The organism is Streptomyces sp. NPDC001868, assembly GCF_040297125.1.
Taxonomy (GTDB): domain Bacteria; phylum Actinomycetota; class Actinomycetes; order Streptomycetales; family Streptomycetaceae; genus Streptomyces.
This window is the reverse complement of record NZ_JBEOYO010000010.1, coordinates 1-16,302: the sequence shown is the minus strand read 5'-3', so window position 1 is coordinate 16,302 and position 16,302 is coordinate 1. Positions and strand designations below refer to the sequence as shown.

The following is a 16,302-nucleotide window of genomic DNA, read 5'->3' as shown; positions in this document are numbered from 1 at the left end:
GGAGCCCATCCCGTGACGGAAGGCACCACCTCCACCGCCTCCGAGGGTGGCGACACCCTCACCCGCCTGGAGCAGGAGGGTGAGATCGCTGCGGACTACCTGGAAGGTCTGCTGGACATCGCCGATCTCGACGGCGACATCGACATGGACGTCGAGGCCGACCGTGCCTCTGTCTCGATCATCAGCGACTCCGGCAGCCGCGATCTGACCAAGCTCGTCGGCCGGGAGGGCGAGGTGCTCGAGGCACTCCAGGAGCTCACGCGCCTGGCCGTGCACCGAGAGACCGGCGACCGCAGTCGTCTGATGCTGGACATCGCGGGTTACCGCGCCCAGAAGCGCGCCGAGCTCTCCGAGCTGGGCGCCAAGGCGGCAGCCGAGGCCAAGAGCACCGGCGAGCCCGTGAAGCTGAAGCCGATGACGCCCTTCGAGCGCAAGGTCGTGCACGACGCGGTCAAGTCAGCGGGACTGCGCAGCGAGTCCGAGGGCGAGGAGCCGCAGCGCTTCGTCGTCGTGCTGCCCGCCTGATTCGGTCCGTACGTTTCTCCGGCCCCGTCTGCCCGCAGGCGGGGCCGAACTTTGTCAGCCTGTTGTTCTGATGTCAGCGCCCAGTGCGCTCTTGCGGTACGGAAGGACGGTCCCCGTGACGGAGTCAGCGGAGCTCCCCCCTGCGCCCGAGCAGGCGCGCGACGTATTCGGTGATCGCTACGCGGACGCGGTCCGGTACGCCGAGCTCCTGGCTGAGGCGGGAGTACAGCGAGGGCTCATCGGCCCGCGTGAGGTGCCTCGCCTGTGGGAGAGGCATCTGCTGAACTGCGCGGTGCTCTCCGAGGTCGTGCCCGAGGGGGTGACGGTGTGCGATGTCGGTTCCGGTGCCGGCCTGCCCGGCATTCCACTGGCCCTGGTCCGGGAGGATCTGAAGATCACGCTGCTAGAGCCCCTGCTGCGGCGCACGAACTTCCTGACCGAGGTCGTCGAGCTCCTGGGCCTCGACCATGTGACCGTCGTCCGGGGGCGGGCCGAAGAGGTCCTCGGGACGCTGCAGCCCGTCCATGTGGTGACGGCTCGGGCTGTGGCCCCGCTGGACCGATTGGCCGGGTGGGGTATCCCTCTGCTGCGTCCTTACGGAGAGATGCTGGCGCTCAAGGGCGACACCGCGGAGGAGGAGCTGAAGAGCGCTGCCACGGCCCTCAGCAAGCTCGGTGCGGTGGAGACCTCCATCCACCATGTCGGCGAAGGTGTGGTCGATCCCCTGTCCACGGTGGTCCGTGTGGAGGTCGGGGAGAGCCCGGGTGGCGTGCGCTTCGCGGCGAAGCGGGCGAAGGCGGCCCGGACCGGGCGAGCACGTCGCCGCCGCTAGGCATTGATCTGGACGTTCGCTGATCCGTCCTGACGACGAGTAGTACTCCACACAAGCTTCCAAACCTACGCATCTCGGAGTGTCGCGCGAGCGGGGCGTGTGCCGCTAGGCATCGTGTTTCACGTGAAACGTCGCTCACTGCTTCACGGCATCATCAGCCGTGGCCGCGCCGCGGCCGAACCGCGCGACCGGAAGCCTCTCGGGTCACTCGGAGAGGTAACGGAGTTTTCCACAGAGGTGGAATTCTCCACAGAACGCCAGGCCTCACTGGTTCACGACCCCGAAGACATGGGAGGCTCTGTTCATTGCGAGCCTGAAGTCGAGGAGAGTGAATCCTTGCGGTCCGACGCCAACATCGCGGGACCGATGACCGATCCGGTCCCCGGTCCCCGTACCGAGTCGATGGGGGAGGATGTTTCACGTGAAACACCGCCCCCGATGGACGACACTCCCATCGGTCGTGCTGCCCAACTGGCGGTAGAGGCTCTGGGCCGTGCCGGCGAAGGTCTGCCTCGGCCCGAGCAGACCAGAGTCATGGTGGTCGCCAATCAGAAGGGCGGCGTCGGGAAGACCACGACGACGGTCAACCTCGCCGCCTCGCTGGCTCTGCACGGTGCCCGTGTCCTGGTGGTCGATCTCGACCCCCAGGGCAATGCCTCCACCGCGCTGGGCATCGATCATCACGCCGATGTGCCGTCCATCTATGACGTGCTGATCGACAGCAAGCCGCTGGCAGAAGTCGTCCAGCCCGTTCCCGATGTAGAGGGTCTCTTCTGCGCACCCGCCACGATCGATCTCGCCGGTGCGGAGATCGAGCTGGTGTCCCTGGTGGCACGAGAGAGCCGGCTGCAGCGAGCGATTCAGGCGTACGAGCAGCCTCTGGACTACATCCTCATCGACTGCCCGCCCTCGCTCGGCCTGCTGACGGTGAACGCGTTGGTCGCCGGCCAGGAAGTTCTCATCCCGATCCAGTGCGAGTACTACGCGCTGGAGGGCCTCGGCCAGCTGCTCCGCAATGTCGACCTGGTACGGGGGCACCTCAACCCCGTCCTTCATGTGTCGACCATCCTGCTCACCATGTACGACGGCCGGACGCGCCTGGCGTCCCAGGTCGCGGACGAGGTGCGCACCCACTTCGGCGAGGAGGTGCTGCGGACGAGCATTCCCCGCTCGGTCCGTATCTCCGAGGCGCCGAGCTATGGGCAGACGGTGCTGACCTATGATCCAGGATCGAGCGGTGCCCTCTCCTACCTTGAGGCAGCACGAGAAATCGCACTGAAGGGCGTCGGCGTGGGGTACGACCCGACGCACGCCCACATCGGTGCTCAGAACAATCCGAGTGTGGTGGAGGGGATCCAGTGAGTGATCGACGGAGGGGGTTGGGCCGTGGCCTCGCCGCACTGATCCCCGCGGCCGCGACAGGAGAGAAGGAATCGCCGGCAGCGGGAGCACCCGCATCCGCACCGCCGGCGGCGCCATCTGTCTTCACCCCGGAGCGTGGGGTGGCAGCCTCGAAGTTGGCCACTCTGCCGCCTGTTTCACGTGAAACAGAGGAGTTGTCGCCGAACGGCGCGGCGGAGCTGCCCGCAGCACCGGTCGGTGCCTACTTCGCCGAGCTGCCTCTCGACTCCATCACCCCGAACCCGCGTCAGCCGCGCGAGGTGTTCGACGAGGACCTTCTCCAGGAACTCGTCACCTCCATCAAGGAGGTCGGCCTTCTCCAGCCCATCGTCGTTCGGCAGGTGGGCCCGGCCCGCTACGAACTCATCATGGGCGAGCGACGCTGGCGCGCCTGCCACGAGGCCGAGCTGGACGCGATCCCGGCGATCGTGCGGGCCACGGACGACGAGAAGCTTCTCCTGGACGCGCTGCTGGAGAACCTGCACCGTGCTCAGCTGAACCCGCTGGAAGAGGCGTTCGCCTACGACCAGTTGCTCAAGGACTTCAACTGCACGCATGACCAGTTGGCGGACCGTATCGGTCGGTCCCGTCCGCAAGTCTCCAACACCTTGCGTCTGCTGAAGCTCTCGGCGCCGGTCCAGCGCCGTGTGGCCGCCGGTGTTCTCTCCGCCGGGCACGCCCGGGCGCTCCTCTCCGTCGACGACTCGGAGGAGCAGGACAAGCTGGCTCACCGGATCGTGGCCGAGGGACTCTCGGTTCGAGCCGTCGAAGAGATCGTCACCCTCATGGGTTCGCACCCTAAGGCTTCGGGACGGTCCAAGGGGCCACGAGCAGGCTCCGTCCCCTCCCCGGCGCTGGGCGAGCTCGCGACCCGTCTCTCGGATCGCTTCGAGACGCGAGTGAAGATCGATCTTGGTCAGAAGAAGGGCAAGATCACCGTGGAGTTCGCGTCCACGGAGGACCTTGAGCGCATTCTGAGCACGCTCGCCCCGGGCGAGAAGCTCGCCCTCCAGAAGAGTCTCCTGGACGACGACTCGGAGGACGCGGAGGCCTGAGTCTCCGAAGGAAAGGACGGCCTTCGGCTCGTCGACCGCCTGAGCGGGCTGTGTCCGATGTATACCGGACACAGCCCGCTCTTTGCTTTGAGGCGGTATCTAGGCAATCGCATCGTGGATACGATGCGTTCGGGTATGGCGCATCGACCTGGCGGGTCTTTTGTGGAGAGGCGGGCCCATGCGAACCGTGAGCCGTTCCGGACTGGTGACCGCAGGCCTGGGACTGGGGGCGGTCGGCGGATTCGTCGGCAGCCTGCTCAGGGAGCGGAGCGCTCTGACAGCCGCTCGCGACGCTGCGGGCGAAGGAAGCGAGGAACAGCCTTCATGGGGCGTCAGCTCGTACCGCTCACGCTGGACAACCTTCAGGACCTTCCCAAGCGCTGTCGCTCGTGTGTCTTCTGGGAGTTGGACCCAGTCAGCGGCGAGGCCGCGGTAAGAGCGGGCACCCCCGCCCTGGAGAAGGAGGCGTGGATCTCCGCCGTCCTGCTGGACTGGGGGTCCTGCGGCCGGGTCGTCTATGTGGACGAGGTGCCGGTGGGCTTCGTGCTGTACGCGCCTCCGGCCTATGTGCCCCGCGCGACGGCGTTCCCCACGAGTCCGGTGTCTCCCGACGCGGTCCAGTTGATGACCGCGTTCATCATGCAGGGCTACCAGGGCCAGGGGCTCGGCCGTGTGATGGTCCAGACGGTAGCCAAGGATCTGCTGCGGCGGGGCTTCAAGGCGATCGAGGCGTTCGGGGACGCCCGCTGGAAGGAACCGGCGTGTGTCCTTCCCGCCGATCATCTGACGGCCGTGGGCTTCAAGACGGTTCGCCCCCATCCCACCTATCCCCGGCTGCGGTTGGAGCTGCGGACGACGCTCTCCTGGAAGGAGGACGTCGAGTTGGCGTTGGACCGGCTTCTGGGAGCCGTTCAGAAGGAGCCGGCGTTGCGACCGCTCTAAAACGAAGGGGCCGACCCGCTCGGGTCGGCCCCTTTGTGTTTCACGTGAAACATCACTCGGCGATGAAGTCCTCAAGGTCGCGCACGATCGCTGCCTTGGGCTTGGCACCGACGATGGTCTTGGCGACCTCGCCACCCTGGTACACGTTCAGCGTCGGGATGGACATGACGCCGTACTTGGCAGCCGTGGCCGGGTTCTCGTCGATGTTGAGCTTGACGATCTCGATCTTGTCGCCGTACTCCTGGGCGATCGCTTCGAGGGACGGCGCGATCTGGCGGCACGGACCGCACCAGGCGGCCCAGAAGTCCACCAGGACGGGCTTGTCGTTCTTGAGGACGTCCTGCTCGAAGGAGTCGTCGGTCACGTTCTTCAGAGTGCCGGCCACTGAGGGCTCCTAACTGGTTGGTGCGGTGGGGCGGACGGGGGTCAGACGGCGGTCTTCTCGGGCTCGGCGGCCTGGTCGCCGTCGGCGAGGGCGGCGAGGTGGCGCTCGGCGTCGAGGGCGGCGGAGCAGCCGGTGCCGGCGGCGGTGATCGCCTGGCGGTATGTGTGGTCGACGACGTCACCGGCGCCGAAGACACCGGTCAGGTTCGTCCGGGTCGACGGGGAGGCCACCTTCAGATAGCCCTCGTCGTCCAGGTCGAGCTGGCCCTTGAAGAGTTCCGTGCGCGGGTCGTGGCCGATCGCGATGAACAGACCCGTCACCGGCAGCTCGGAGGTCTCGCCCGTCTTGAGGTTGCGCAGCTTGAGTCCGGCGAGCTTCTGGTCGCCCTGGATCTCGGCGACCTCGCTGTCCCACACGAAGGAGATCTTCGGGTCGGCGAACGCGCGGTCCTGCATCGCCTTGGAGGCACGCAGTGTGTCCCGGCGGTGGACGATGGTCACGGACTTGGCGAACCGGGAGAGGAACGTCGCCTCCTCCATCGCCGTGTCACCGCCGCCGATCACGGCGATGTCCTGGTCCTTGAAGAAGAACCCGTCACAGGTGGCGCACCAGGAGACTCCGCGGCCGGAGAGGGCGTCCTCGTTGGGCAGCCCGAGCTTGCGGTGCTGGGAGCCCGTGGTGACGATGACGGCCTTGGCGCGGTGCACCGTGCCGGCGGTGTCCGTGACGGTCTTGACCTCGCCGCTCAGGTCGACGGCGACGATGTCGTCCGGGATGAGCTCGGCACCGAAGCGCTCGGCCTGGGCCCGCATGTTGTCCATGAGGTCGGGGCCCATGATGCCGTCCCGGAAACCGGGGAAGTTCTCCACCTCGGTGGTGTTCATCAGCGCGCCGCCTGCGGTGACGGCGCCCTCGAAGACCAACGGCTTCAGCGACGCGCGCGCGGTGTAGAGCGCCGCCGTGTAGCCGGCGGGCCCGGAGCCGATGATGATCACGTTTCGGACGTCGCTCACGGCTTGATTCCTCGTCTCTGGAGACTGCTGCGTACTGCCGGTGGGAGCTGTACTCGGAACTCTCACCCCACCCAACGGATCCTAAGGGGCGTGCATTCCCGGTGTGTCCGGGCACACGGAGACGGGACACCGCACAGGGATGCCAGGGGGTGGCACAGCGCGAGGGACAGTCCTCAGGGGCGAGCGTAGGACTCCTTCAGGAGAACGTCGCCGACGGGCTTCGGAGCCTGGCCCAGACAGGAGGCGTCGACCACGTAGGCGGTGACGCGTGCGTCGTCGGAGCGGTCGGGCAGCAGCACGAGATATGCGTCGGCTCCCCGGTAGGTACCCGGCTCGGAAGCGATCGCGCCCGTGGTGTCGCCGATGCCCTTCGCGATGCAGTCGGGCACTTCGATCTTGACGAAGGTGTTGGTGGTCTTGTCCGGGGTCGCCTGAGTGCCGAAGCCGTCCTTCTCAGGCGTGCTCCGGGTCTCGGTCTCGCTCAGGAGGTCGTCGACCCGCTTCTCCAGCTTGACGCCGGAGAACGTGTCCGAGGCCGGTGTCCTGGTCGCGCTCGAGGGGCCTTCGTTCTCCCCGCTCGACTGGACGAGGACGGCACCGAACCCCAGGGCCGCCATCGCGAAGACGGCACCGATGACCGTCCTACGACGCGTGAGGCGCTTCTGACGTGTCCGGCCCGGGCCGGTGGACGCGCGTGGACGACCGGCGGGGCGATCCACCGCGCATGTTTCACGTGAAACATGCGCGGTGTCCGTGGTCCCCGCCGTGAGGGCGGCGTCAGCGGCGGCAGGTTCCTCGGCGGTCTCGTGCTCGGGTGCCGTGGCGTTCAGAAGGGCCTCGGCGGCCAGGGCGGCATCGATCCGTCCGGCCACGTCGTCGGGCATGCGGGGAGGGCCGGGCAGGGTGCCGAGCAGACCGCGGATCTCCTCCAGTGAGGCGTACACGTCGGCGCAGAGAGGGCACTCGTCCAGGTGGCTGCGGACATGCGCGGTACGGGAAGGGGGGAGCAGACCTTCGCTGAGGTCGGAGATCTCCGTGACTTCCGGGTGCCCGGCCGTGTCGGTCGTGGATGTCACGCTCGCCCACCTCCGCCCTTCACAGCAGCTGAATCGCTTGGCCCTGCATCTGGTCCCGCTGCGGGTGGGACGGATGTCCCCTGCGCCCGGTTCCTTCCACGCCCCGACTTTTTGCCGCCATCACCCTCGCCATCCGTACGGAGATGGGTCAGGAGCGGCAGAAGTCTGGCTCTGCCACGGGCACAGCGGCTCTTCACCGTGCCGGTCGGCACATCGAGGATCCGCGCGGCCTCCGCCACCGGGTAGCCCTGCATGTCCACCAGCACGAGCGCCGCCCGCTGGTCCCGCGGCAGGGTGCCCAGAGCCTCCAGCAGCTGGCGGTGAAGATCGTTGCGCTCAGCCGGAGCGGAAGCCGACTCGTGCGGCTCCAGGAGCTGCTCCAGGCGCTCGGTGTCGTCGACGGGTGACGTCTTGCGGGAGGCCGCCTTGCGGGCGCGGTCCAGGCAGGCGTTCACGGTGATGCGATGCAGCCAGGTCGTGACCGCCGACTGGCCCCGGAAGGTATGGGCGGCCCGATAGGCGGACACGAGAGCGTCCTGGACGGCGTCGGCGGCCTCCTCGCGGTCGCCCAGGGTCCGCAGGGCCACCGCCCACAGCCGGTCTCGGTGCCGCCGTACGAGTTCACCGAAGGCGTCGGGGTCGCCTTCGACATGCCGGGCGAGGAGATCCTGATCGCTTACCCCGCTGTGATCAGCGCTGTGCGCCATCGGACCCCCTCCCTCGATGAACTCTCAGCCCGTGAACTTCACATCGGTGATCGCCTGCTTGTAGCCGGGGTTGCTGTACTGATCGCCGGCCGCCTTGGGTACATCCGTGAGCCAGACGAGAACGTACCGGGTCTTCACCGGTTTCTTCGTGGAGATCTTCAGTTCCGTTCCGGTCGTCCTGTTGGTGGCGATCTTCGTCATGCTGCTGAGCGGAGCGGACGACGACAGGGAGTCGGCCGCGTAGAGCGTGGCCGTCGTGTGGTCGCCGGCGTAGTAAAGCCCTATCGAGGCCGCCGACACCTCCTGCGCCGAGCCGAGGTCGTAGACGATGCCGATGCCCTGCTTGTACGGCGCCAGCGTGGGGCCGCCGGTGAAGGAGTAGGACCGCCAGTACGTCGACGCGTCGTTGTCGTACGTCAGGTCCGCGTCGTTCGCGTGCTGGGGCTTGCCGTCCGGGTAGTACTCCGCGGCGTCCTTGATGCTGAGGGTCGTGATCGGCTTGGCCTTGTCGGTGCCCTTGTCGTTGCCGTCCGTCGTCTGGCTCGTGTCCGGGTCGCTGGACTGGTCCGCCCGGTTCATGAGCGTGTCGGCCAACTGCCAGCTGCCGAGTCCGAGTGCGGCGATCAGCAGTGCCGAGACGGCCCACTTGAGGGCCTTGCCGGTCCGGCTCTGCAGCGGGGGCGGCGGGGTCTGGATCGGCTGGGTGGCGCCGGGGTGTGGGGCCTGACGGCCGTACGTCCCCTGCTGGTACGTCGTGCGCTGGTAGTCGGGCGGCGCGGTGAACGTGGGCTCCGGCGGGCGGATACGCGGCATCTCACCGACCGCCTTCACCAGCTCCTCCGGCGTCGTGCACGGGGACTCGTGGCGGGATGCGGTGGCACCGTCGTTGACGAGCGCGCGCATGGAGAGCTCCGACAGCCCTCTGTGGACGCCCGCCCGGACCTGGTCGGGTGCGATGAGGCCGACGCCCTTGGGGAGCCCGGAGAGGCCGTGCGCGTCGTTCTCGTACGGCCAGCGCTGGGTGAGCGCCGCGTACAGCAGGGCGCCGATCGCCTCGGTGTCCGTACGCTGCGGGGTGTCCGAGCCGATGCCGCGCAGCGCGGCGTTCACCGCGAGACCGCGGATGCGCCACTGCCCGGAGGCGGAACGCAGCACGGCGCTCGGGTTGAGCCGCAGATGAGAGAGACCCTCGCGGTGCGCGGCGGCCATGGCGTGGGAGATCTGCGTGACCATCTGGTACGCGTCGTGCGGTTCCAGCGGACCGGAGGCCAGCAGAGCCGTCAGTTCCGTGGCGTCCGGCAGCCATTCGTGCACCACGTACACGAGGTCGTTCTCCTCGACCGCGTCCAGCACCTGGACGAAGCGGGGATCACCCAGCAACGCCGAGGAGCGGGCCGCCGCCAGCACGGAACGAGCGCGCGCGTGGTCGGCGGGCAGCACATGCACCCCGACCGCTCGGCGCAGTTTCTCGTCCACGGCACGCCAACTGCTGAAACCGTCCAGACGGGTGACGCACTCTTCGAGGCGGTAGCGCCTGGCGAGTTTGTGGCCGCTGTGCAGTTCGGGCGGTGTCGTCTTCGAAGGGCTCTCGGTACCGCCGCTCCCCTGTGCCTCTTCGCTCGCCGAGCTTTCCGTGTCCCGCTCCCGGTTCTGGGCCTCCCCGTCGGCCGTGGACTGGTCCGCTTGTGCGGTCAGCGGCTCGTCGCCGCTGTTGTCTGCCACGTCGACGGCAGCCGTGCTCCGTTCCGCCACCGTCGTTCCTGCCTCCCCATCCGTTGAGCGCTCTGAGACGCCAAAGCCAATTGTGCCCACAGTCCGCCGCTATGAGCGACACGCGTCGGCGGACGATGGTTGTGCGCGTACCCCAGCCTCAGCGCCCCAGCCGTCCCCGGACCATACCGACCATCGAGTTGAGCTCTTCGATGCGCATGCGTCGTGCGGCGACGTAGAAGACACCGAGCAGAACGATTCCTCCCCCGACGAGTGCGAGCATCGAGCCGCCGACGCCCTGCCCCAGGGTCCGGCTGATGCCGTAGCAGGCGGCGCCGCTGAGCAGCGCGGCGGGCAGCGAGGCGATGGACAGCCGCGCGTACGTCCGCATGACCTTGGATCCGTCCAGGTCCCCGCCCAGCCGCTTCTTGAGCCGACGCCAGGCGACGCCGACACCGATCATGTACGCCAGACCGTACGAGGCCGCCATGCCGACCACGGCCCAGCGGGCCGGGATCACGAAGAAGCAGACCGCGGAGGCGCTCGCGTTGACGGCGGCCACGATGACCGTGTTGTAGAACGGGGTCCGGGTGTCCTCGTACGCGTAGAAGGCGCGGAGGACGACGTACTGCACGGAGTACGGGATCAGGCCGAGCCCGAAGGCCATCAGCATGAAGCCCATGTTCGTGGCCGCGCCGGTGCCGGAGGAACCGAAGATCAGCGTGCACATCGGGATACCGAGCGCGACGAAGCCGAAGGCGATCGGCACGATGGCGACCGCCGTGGTTCGCAGGCCCTGTGAGATGTCGTCACGAACGGCACCCGTGTCGTCCTCGGCGGCCGAGCGCGAGATGCGCGGCAGGAGGGCGGCCATGAGCGAGACGGTGATGATGGCCTGCGGCAGGCCCCAGATGAGCTGGGCGTTGGCGTAGGAGGCGAAGCCGGTGCCCTTGGCGGCGGAGTCGATACCCGCGGACGTGGCCAGCTGTGTGACCACGAGCGCGCCCGCCTGGTTGGCCAGCACGAACAGGATCGTCCACTTGGCGAGCATCGCGGCCTTGCCGAGGCCGTGTCCCTTCCAGTCGAAGCGAAGCCTTAGCCGGAAACCGGTCTCCCGCAGATACGGGATCATCGCGAGGGCCTGGACCACGAGACCGAGGAGGATGCCGATACCGAGCAGCCGCTCGCCTTCCGGCGGGATGTTCTCCACCGTCATGCCGGAGTCTGCCGCGCTGCCGTAGACCCAGAGGAACGCGCCGAGGGTAACGATGATGACGACGTTGTTGAGGACCGGGGTCCACATCATCGCGCCGAACCGGCCACGCGCGTTGAGGATCTGACCCATCACCACATGGACGCCCATGAAGAAGATGGAGGGCAGGAAGTAGCGGGTGAAGGTGATCGCGGTCTCGTTGGCCGCAGCATTGTTGGCGACGCCCACGGACAGCGCCCGGACCAGGAGCGGAGCGGCGAACATCGCGAGCGCCGTGAGGAGGCCGAGGATCACCATGACGAGGGTCAGCAGACGGTTGGCGTAGGCCTCGCCACCATCGTCGTCGTCCTTCATGGCACGTACGAGCTGCGGTACGAAAACGGAGTTGAGGCCGCCGCCGACTGTCAGGATGTAGATCATCGTCGGCAGTTGGTAGGCCACCTGGAAGGCGTCGCCCAGCAGGGCGAGGCCGAGCGCCGAGACGATCATCGCCGAGCGGATGAACCCCGTGAGGCGCGACACCATGGTGCCCGCCGCCATCACGGCGCTCGACTTCAGCAGGCCGGAGGCCCGCCCGCCCTTCTTCGCGGCAGGCGCGGGCGTCGGAGCGGGTGCGGGCTCCTCGTGGGCCGGGCGGCCCGGACCGGGCGTCGGGGCGTGAGCCGGACCGGGAACGGAGGGCTGACCCGTGGGGGCAGGGCCGCTCTGCTGCTGGTCGCGGAAGAGATGGGCGAACGCGTCCGGCTCGTGGCGCTCCTCGCCGGCCTGGGTCACCAGGTCGTCCACACCGACGAACTGGGTCGTGCGTGCGTCGTCGCCGTACGGCAGATGCCGTGTCGGCCCTTCGGGCTCGGGCGCCGGCGTCTGCGCCCATACACGCGGGTCGGGGGCGTACTGCGGCGCCGACGGCTGCGAGTAGAGCGGCTGCTGCGGCTGGTAGGTGCCCGGAGCGGGCGGCGGGTGCGCGGCACGGTCGTAGAGCGCCTCGGCCACCGGGTCCTGGGCGGCGAGATCCCGCGCGCGGAAGGGGTCCTGGTCGTAGGCGTCCTGGAGGTACATGTCCGCGGGAGGCTGCGGCGGGACCTGGCCCGGCCCGGGCAGCGGGCCGTCGGGATACCCCGAGTCGGCCGCGCCCTGGCCGCGGTCACCGTCGTACGGCGCGTTCATGGCTACCCCACCTCATCGTCCCCGGGCCAACCGGCCACGACAATCGCTCAACGGTCCACTCTCTCACCCGTGCCGGACGGGTCGGCGCTTTCCGGAGCGGTGTCCGGTGCCGGGTCACTCGGGTGCTCCGGCTCGTCCGTCCCGGATTTCGCCGGGACCTCCTCCTCGGCAGTGTGTACGACTGAGGCCGCTTCGGTGTTCGCGTCCTCGCTCTCCACAGTGCTTTCCGACGCGTCGTCGTCCGTCGGGGTTCCCTCCGCCTCCAGCCGGGCGGCGGCGCGCTTGCGCTGGGTGTACATCCGGAAGCCGGCGAGGACGAGGAGCAGGACGCCACCGGCGATGACCAGCATCACCGTGGGTGTGATCTCGGTGACGTTGACCGTGAACCTGACCTCGTCACCGTACTTCTCGCCGTCCGCCGTGTAGAGCTGGGCGACGACGTCGGCCTTGCCGTTGGCCTCGGCGTTGGTGGTGAACTTCACCGACTCGCGGCGCTCGCCGGAGATGTCGACGGACTGCTCGTCGAAGTCGTCGTCACCGATCTTCAGGCGCTTGGGGGCCAGCGAGGTGAGGCGCAGCGTCAGGTTGTCGACACCCTGCACGAGGTTGTTCTGCACGGTCACGGGAATCGTCGCGCTGCGCCCCGAGAGCTTCGTCTCGGACTTCTCGATCAGCCGGACCTGCTCGGTGAGCGAGTCGAGGTAGTTCTGCACGTCGTTGCGGTAGACCGCCGCCTCCATGCAGCGGCCCCGCCAGGAGGTGGACATCTCCCGGTCCATGGTCCTGCCGAACGGCGTGACCACGCGGGACTGGTCGGAGAGGATCACCTTGAACCGGTCGAGGCCGACCTGTGTGGCCTGGATCTCCTCGAACGCCGACTTCGGCAGCGCCTGCCTGCACACAGTCGAGGAGCGCGTCGAGGCCGACGGGATCTTGGTGTTGGCGTCGGGGTCGGGCTTCGCGGCGGCGGCCGCGGACAGTTCCTGGGGCTGCGACCAGTTCCCCCCCTGGAGGGCGGTCAGAGCCTGCGCCATCGTCTGCGCCTGGCTCGCCGTCGGCATGCGCTGCGGGGCGATCACGACGCTGCGCTGCTTGTTGTTCTGGAGGTCCGTCATCAGGCTCTGCGCGAGGAACCGCTGCACCGCCAGCGTGGACTTCTCGGCCTTCGTCATGTCGCCCTGGAACGCCGTCGACAGCCGGGCGTCCGCGACCACCGCCGTGGTGCCGCCGCCGATGGGCCGGGCCGCGTTGGGCGTGTAGGACAGGCTCCTGCTCTCCTGCAGGCTGTCGCTGCGGGCGATCACCTTGTCGGCTCCCGCGGAAATGGCGACCTTGACGATCGACGGGTCGACGGCGCCGTTGACGGGCCAGGCGAAGTTCGTTTCCGGTGCCACGCGGAGGATGTTCTGGACGGTGTCCGAGGCCACATCGGTGGCGTCCTTCAGCCGGCTGAGGGAGCCGGTGATCGTCTTGCCGTTGTGGGCCAGCGACGCGAGGTCGGGGTCTGCGAAGGGGAGGGCGATCACCTCCTCGCCCTGGACCGCTGTCTCCAGGTCCGCCAGCCACTGCTTGGCGACGGCCTGGTTCGTGCCCGCGACGGTGGTGCTCCCGCTCCGGACCCGGTAGTTCTCGGTCATCGCGACGACCGACGCCAGCAGGTCCGGATCGATCACCCAGGTGATGTCCAGGTCCTTGCCCAGCGTCAGCATCTGCTCCAGGCGTCCGCCCGCCGAGATCTCCTTGGCGAGGTCGTCGTTGAGGAAGAACGGTGTCTGCTGCTCACCCGGACCGGTTTCCGCCGTCAGATGGGTGGTGGAGATCAGCGGCCAGAGGTAGGTCGTCTTGGTCTTGGTGCCGGCCTCGTCGGGCTGCCACGGCAGGAAGGTGCGCTGAATGCCGAGGACCTGGTCGTACTGAGCGGCCGCGGTCCTGCCCGAGAGCGAGACACCTAGCTGATAGATCCCGTCCGAGCCGAGATCCAGCTCCTTCACGGGCACCGAGATGGTGAAGGGCTGGGCCACACCGGAGGTGAGCTTGGAGAACTTCTCCACGTACTTCCCGCCGACTTCCTCCCCGTCGCTGTACGGGTCGAAGCCGGTGCGTTTGGCCGCGGTGTCTATGGCCGAGCGGCCCGTCACGGCCGTCGAGGCCACGCGCAGGCCCACATGGGCGTCCGTGACCGTCTGCTTGCCCTTGTTCGTGACCGTGCCCGAGACGGTGACCGTGTCGCCGTCGGTGGGCACGCTGGGGGTGAGCGAGTCCAGGGAGACCTCGACGGTGTTCGACCCCGTGGCCTCGGCCAGGGAGGCCTTTGGCGCCGCCTGCACGGACGGGGCCGCGGGCAGCTGGAACAGACCGGCCAGCAGGGGTGCCCCGGCGAAGAGCGCTCCGGTGCGCAGCAGCCACCGGCGGGCAGGTGAGGGACTGGTCCCCTGGAAGTCTGCCGCCTCGGCCACGCGCTCGCCCGTCCCTCGTCGTCGTCAGTGGTCGTCGGAATGTGCGTCCACGCATGGTAACGATGCGCGCTGAGTGGAAGTGCCGCGGTCCGCCCCACAAGATCGGGGACGAGGCAGGGCTGTCCCTGTATGCGCACGTATCAAGGAGGTCGGTGAGGGGGTCGCCTGCGCGAAGCTCTTGTGCACATTCAATGGAGGCGACCGTTGCCACCGGCGCCACGTACCCTTTTCTGTTGTGCCGAACGCCAACGAAGACAACAGTGCCCTGAGCCAGGTGCAGCGCCGCGCGGTGAGTGAACTGCTGCGGGTGTCCCCTGTCGCCGACGACCTCGCCCGCCGTTTCCAGGAAGCCGGGTTCTCGCTCGCCCTGGTCGGCGGTTCGGTCAGGGACGCGCTGCTGGGCCGGCTCGGCAACGACCTGGACTTCACGACGGACGCCCGGCCCGGGGACGTGCTGAAGATCGTGCGCCCCTGGGCGGACGCCGTCTGGGAGGTCGGGATCGCCTTCGGCACGGTGGGAGTGCACAAGGACGGCTACCAGATCGAGGTCACGACCTACCGCTCCGAGGCGTACGACCGGACCTCGCGCAAGCCCGAGGTGTCGTACGGCGACTCGATCGAGGAAGATCTCGTACGCCGCGACTTCACCGTGAACGCGATGGCAGTGGCCCTTCCTGAGAAGGAGTTCATCGACCCACACGGTGGGCTCGAGGACCTCTCGGCGCGCGTGCTGCGTACCCCCGGCACCCCTGAGGAGTCCTTCTCCGACGATCCGCTGCGGATGATGCGGGCCGCGCGTTTCGCCGCTCAGTTGGACTTCGAGGTGGCCCCCGAGGTCGTCTCGGCGATGACCGACATGGCAGGCCGTCTTGAGATCGTCTCGGCGGAACGGGTACGGGACGAGCTGAACAAGCTGATCCTGTCCGCTCACCCCCGTGAGGGCCTGAGCCTGCTGGTCGACACCGGCCTCGCCGAGCATGTCCTGCCCGAGCTGCCGGCGCTGCGACTCGAACGAGACGAGCATCATCGGCACAAGGACGTCTACGACCACACACTGATCGTCCTGGAGCAGGCGATCGCGCTCGAGGACAGCGGACCGGATCTCACTCTGCGGCTTGCCGCGCTGCTGCACGACATCGGTAAGCCCCGCACTCGTCGATTCGAGACGGACGGCCGGGTCTCCTTCCATCACCACGAGGTGGTGGGCGCCAAGATGACCAAGAAGCGTATGACGGCCCTCAAGTACTCCAACGACCTCGTCAAGGACGTCTCGCGCCTGGTCGAACTGCATCTGCGCTTCCACGGGTACGGCATGGGCGAGTGGACGGACTCCGCCGTCCGCCGCTATGTGCGCGACGCCGGCCCGCTCCTGGACCGGCTCCACAAGTTGACCCGCTCCGACTGCACGACGCGGAACAAGCGCAGGGCGACCGCTCTGTCCCGCGCGTACGACGGTCTGGAGGAACGCATCGCCCAGCTCCAGGAGCAGGAGGAGCTGGACGCCATCCGCCCGGACCTCGACGGCAACCAGATCATGGAGATCCTGGGCGTCGGGCCTGGCCCGGTGATCGGGCAGGCGTACAAGTTCCTGCTGGAGCTGCGGCTGGAGAACGGGCCGATGGGGCACGACGAAGCGGTGACGGCGCTCAAGGAGTGGTGGGCCCAGACGTCTCAGGCTTCGTAGCGACAGGTACTTCGCCGCCTGAGAGGAAAGCAGCGCGGTGATCCTCGTCGAACCGCTGGCGGTCGTACCAGCAGATCGCGGTGAACAGCGGGTCCGCGAACAGCGGCGCCACGGACGCCTCGTAGTCCAGCAGCCG

Annotated in this window: 14 protein-coding genes; 6 read left to right on the top strand and 8 right to left on the bottom strand. The window is 68.2% G+C overall.

Going from position 1 to position 16,302, the window contains the following annotated elements:
- The first annotated feature begins 12 nt into the window (after window positions 1-12).
- The 5 genes from ABT147_RS14565 to ABT147_RS14545 all read left to right on the top strand — a co-directional run bounded on the left by ABT147_RS14565 (window position 13) and on the right by ABT147_RS14545 (window position 4,755).
- Window positions 13-525, top strand: a complete 513-nt coding sequence (locus tag ABT147_RS14565; protein ID WP_351405664.1) for a Jag family protein — start codon at window positions 13-15, stop codon at window positions 523-525.
- 115 nt (window positions 526-640) lie between these two features.
- The gene (gene rsmG, locus ABT147_RS14560; RefSeq protein ID WP_351405662.1) at window positions 641-1,357 is read left to right on the top strand and encodes a 16S rRNA (guanine(527)-N(7))-methyltransferase RsmG; all 717 of its coding nucleotides are present in this window, start codon (window positions 641-643) and stop codon (window positions 1,355-1,357) included.
- Window positions 1,358-1,645: 288 nt separating this feature from the next.
- Window positions 1,646-2,719, top strand: coding sequence for a ParA family protein (locus ABT147_RS14555; RefSeq protein WP_351406009.1), 1,074 nt, complete (start codon window positions 1,646-1,648; stop codon window positions 2,717-2,719).
- Window positions 2,716-3,813, top strand: coding sequence for a ParB/RepB/Spo0J family partition protein (locus ABT147_RS14550; RefSeq protein WP_351405660.1), 1,098 nt, complete (start codon window positions 2,716-2,718; stop codon window positions 3,811-3,813). Before ABT147_RS14555 ends, ABT147_RS14550 begins: the two co-directional genes overlap by 4 nt.
- 324 nt (window positions 3,814-4,137) lie before the next feature.
- A complete protein-coding gene (locus tag ABT147_RS14545; RefSeq protein ID WP_351405658.1) occupies window positions 4,138-4,755 on the top strand; it encodes a GNAT family N-acetyltransferase in 618 nt (205 codons plus the stop codon).
- Between the two features lie 52 nt (window positions 4,756-4,807).
- On the opposite strand, the gene trxA is transcribed toward ABT147_RS14545, so the two are convergent.
- From trxA to ABT147_RS14510, 7 genes are all read right to left on the bottom strand, one after another.
- Complete coding sequence (gene trxA, locus ABT147_RS14540; RefSeq protein WP_045558506.1) at window positions 4,808-5,140, bottom strand: thioredoxin; 333 nt, start codon at window positions 5,138-5,140, stop codon at window positions 4,808-4,810.
- Window positions 5,141-5,181: 41 nt separating this feature from the next.
- A complete protein-coding gene (gene trxB, locus ABT147_RS14535; RefSeq protein ID WP_351405655.1) occupies window positions 5,182-6,153 on the bottom strand; it encodes a thioredoxin-disulfide reductase in 972 nt (323 codons plus the stop codon).
- Window positions 6,154-6,326: 173 nt separating this feature from the next.
- Window positions 6,327-7,229 (bottom strand): anti-sigma factor family protein, encoded by a 903-nt coding sequence (locus tag ABT147_RS14530; RefSeq protein ID WP_351405653.1) that lies wholly within the window; start codon window positions 7,227-7,229, stop codon window positions 6,327-6,329.
- Entirely contained in the window at window positions 7,226-7,936 is a 711-nt protein-coding gene (gene sigM, locus ABT147_RS14525) for an RNA polymerase sigma factor SigM (protein ID WP_351405651.1), read from the bottom strand. The genes ABT147_RS14530 and sigM overlap by 4 nt, the downstream gene beginning before the upstream one ends.
- Before the next feature lie 24 nt (window positions 7,937-7,960).
- A complete protein-coding gene (locus tag ABT147_RS14520) occupies window positions 7,961-9,688 on the bottom strand; it encodes a protein kinase family protein (protein ID WP_351405649.1) in 1,728 nt (575 codons plus the stop codon).
- Window positions 9,689-9,806: 118 nt separating this feature from the next.
- Window positions 9,807-12,026, bottom strand: coding sequence for a murein biosynthesis integral membrane protein MurJ (murJ, locus tag ABT147_RS14515; protein ID WP_351405647.1), 2,220 nt, complete (start codon window positions 12,024-12,026; stop codon window positions 9,807-9,809).
- 47 nt (window positions 12,027-12,073) lie between these two features.
- Entirely contained in the window at window positions 12,074-14,482 is a 2,409-nt protein-coding gene (locus ABT147_RS14510; RefSeq protein ID WP_351405645.1) for a DUF6049 family protein, read from the bottom strand.
- Window positions 14,483-14,717: 235 nt separating this feature from the next.
- Between ABT147_RS14510 and ABT147_RS14505 the strand changes: the two genes are divergently transcribed.
- Window positions 14,718-16,166 (top strand): CCA tRNA nucleotidyltransferase, encoded by a 1,449-nt coding sequence (locus ABT147_RS14505; RefSeq protein WP_351405643.1) that lies wholly within the window; start codon window positions 14,718-14,720, stop codon window positions 16,164-16,166.
- On the opposite strand, the gene ABT147_RS47315 is transcribed toward ABT147_RS14505, so the two are convergent.
- Window positions 16,129-16,296: a hypothetical protein gene (locus ABT147_RS47315; protein ID WP_502983092.1), complete on the bottom strand. Its 168-nt coding sequence runs from the start codon at window positions 16,294-16,296 to the stop codon at window positions 16,129-16,131. The genes ABT147_RS14505 and ABT147_RS47315 overlap by 38 nt on opposite strands.
- Window positions 16,297-16,302: the final 6 nt, after the last annotated feature.

What these genes read in the sequence shown, in the direction of transcription:
- ABT147_RS14545 (WP_351405658.1), top strand. Translation starts at nt 4,138, where the DNA reads ATGGGGCGTCAGCTCGTACCGCTCACGCTGGACAACCTTCAGGACCTT.
- sigM (WP_351405651.1), bottom strand. Translation starts at nt 7,936, where the DNA reads ATGGCGCACAGCGCTGATCACAGCGGGGTAAGCGATCAGGATCTCCTC.
- murJ (WP_351405647.1), bottom strand. Translation starts at nt 12,026, where the DNA reads ATGAACGCGCCGTACGACGGTGACCGCGGCCAGGGCGCGGCCGACTCG.
- ABT147_RS14555 (WP_351406009.1), top strand. Translation starts at nt 1,646, where the DNA reads ATGGGAGGCTCTGTTCATTGCGAGCCTGAAGTCGAGGAGAGTGAATCC.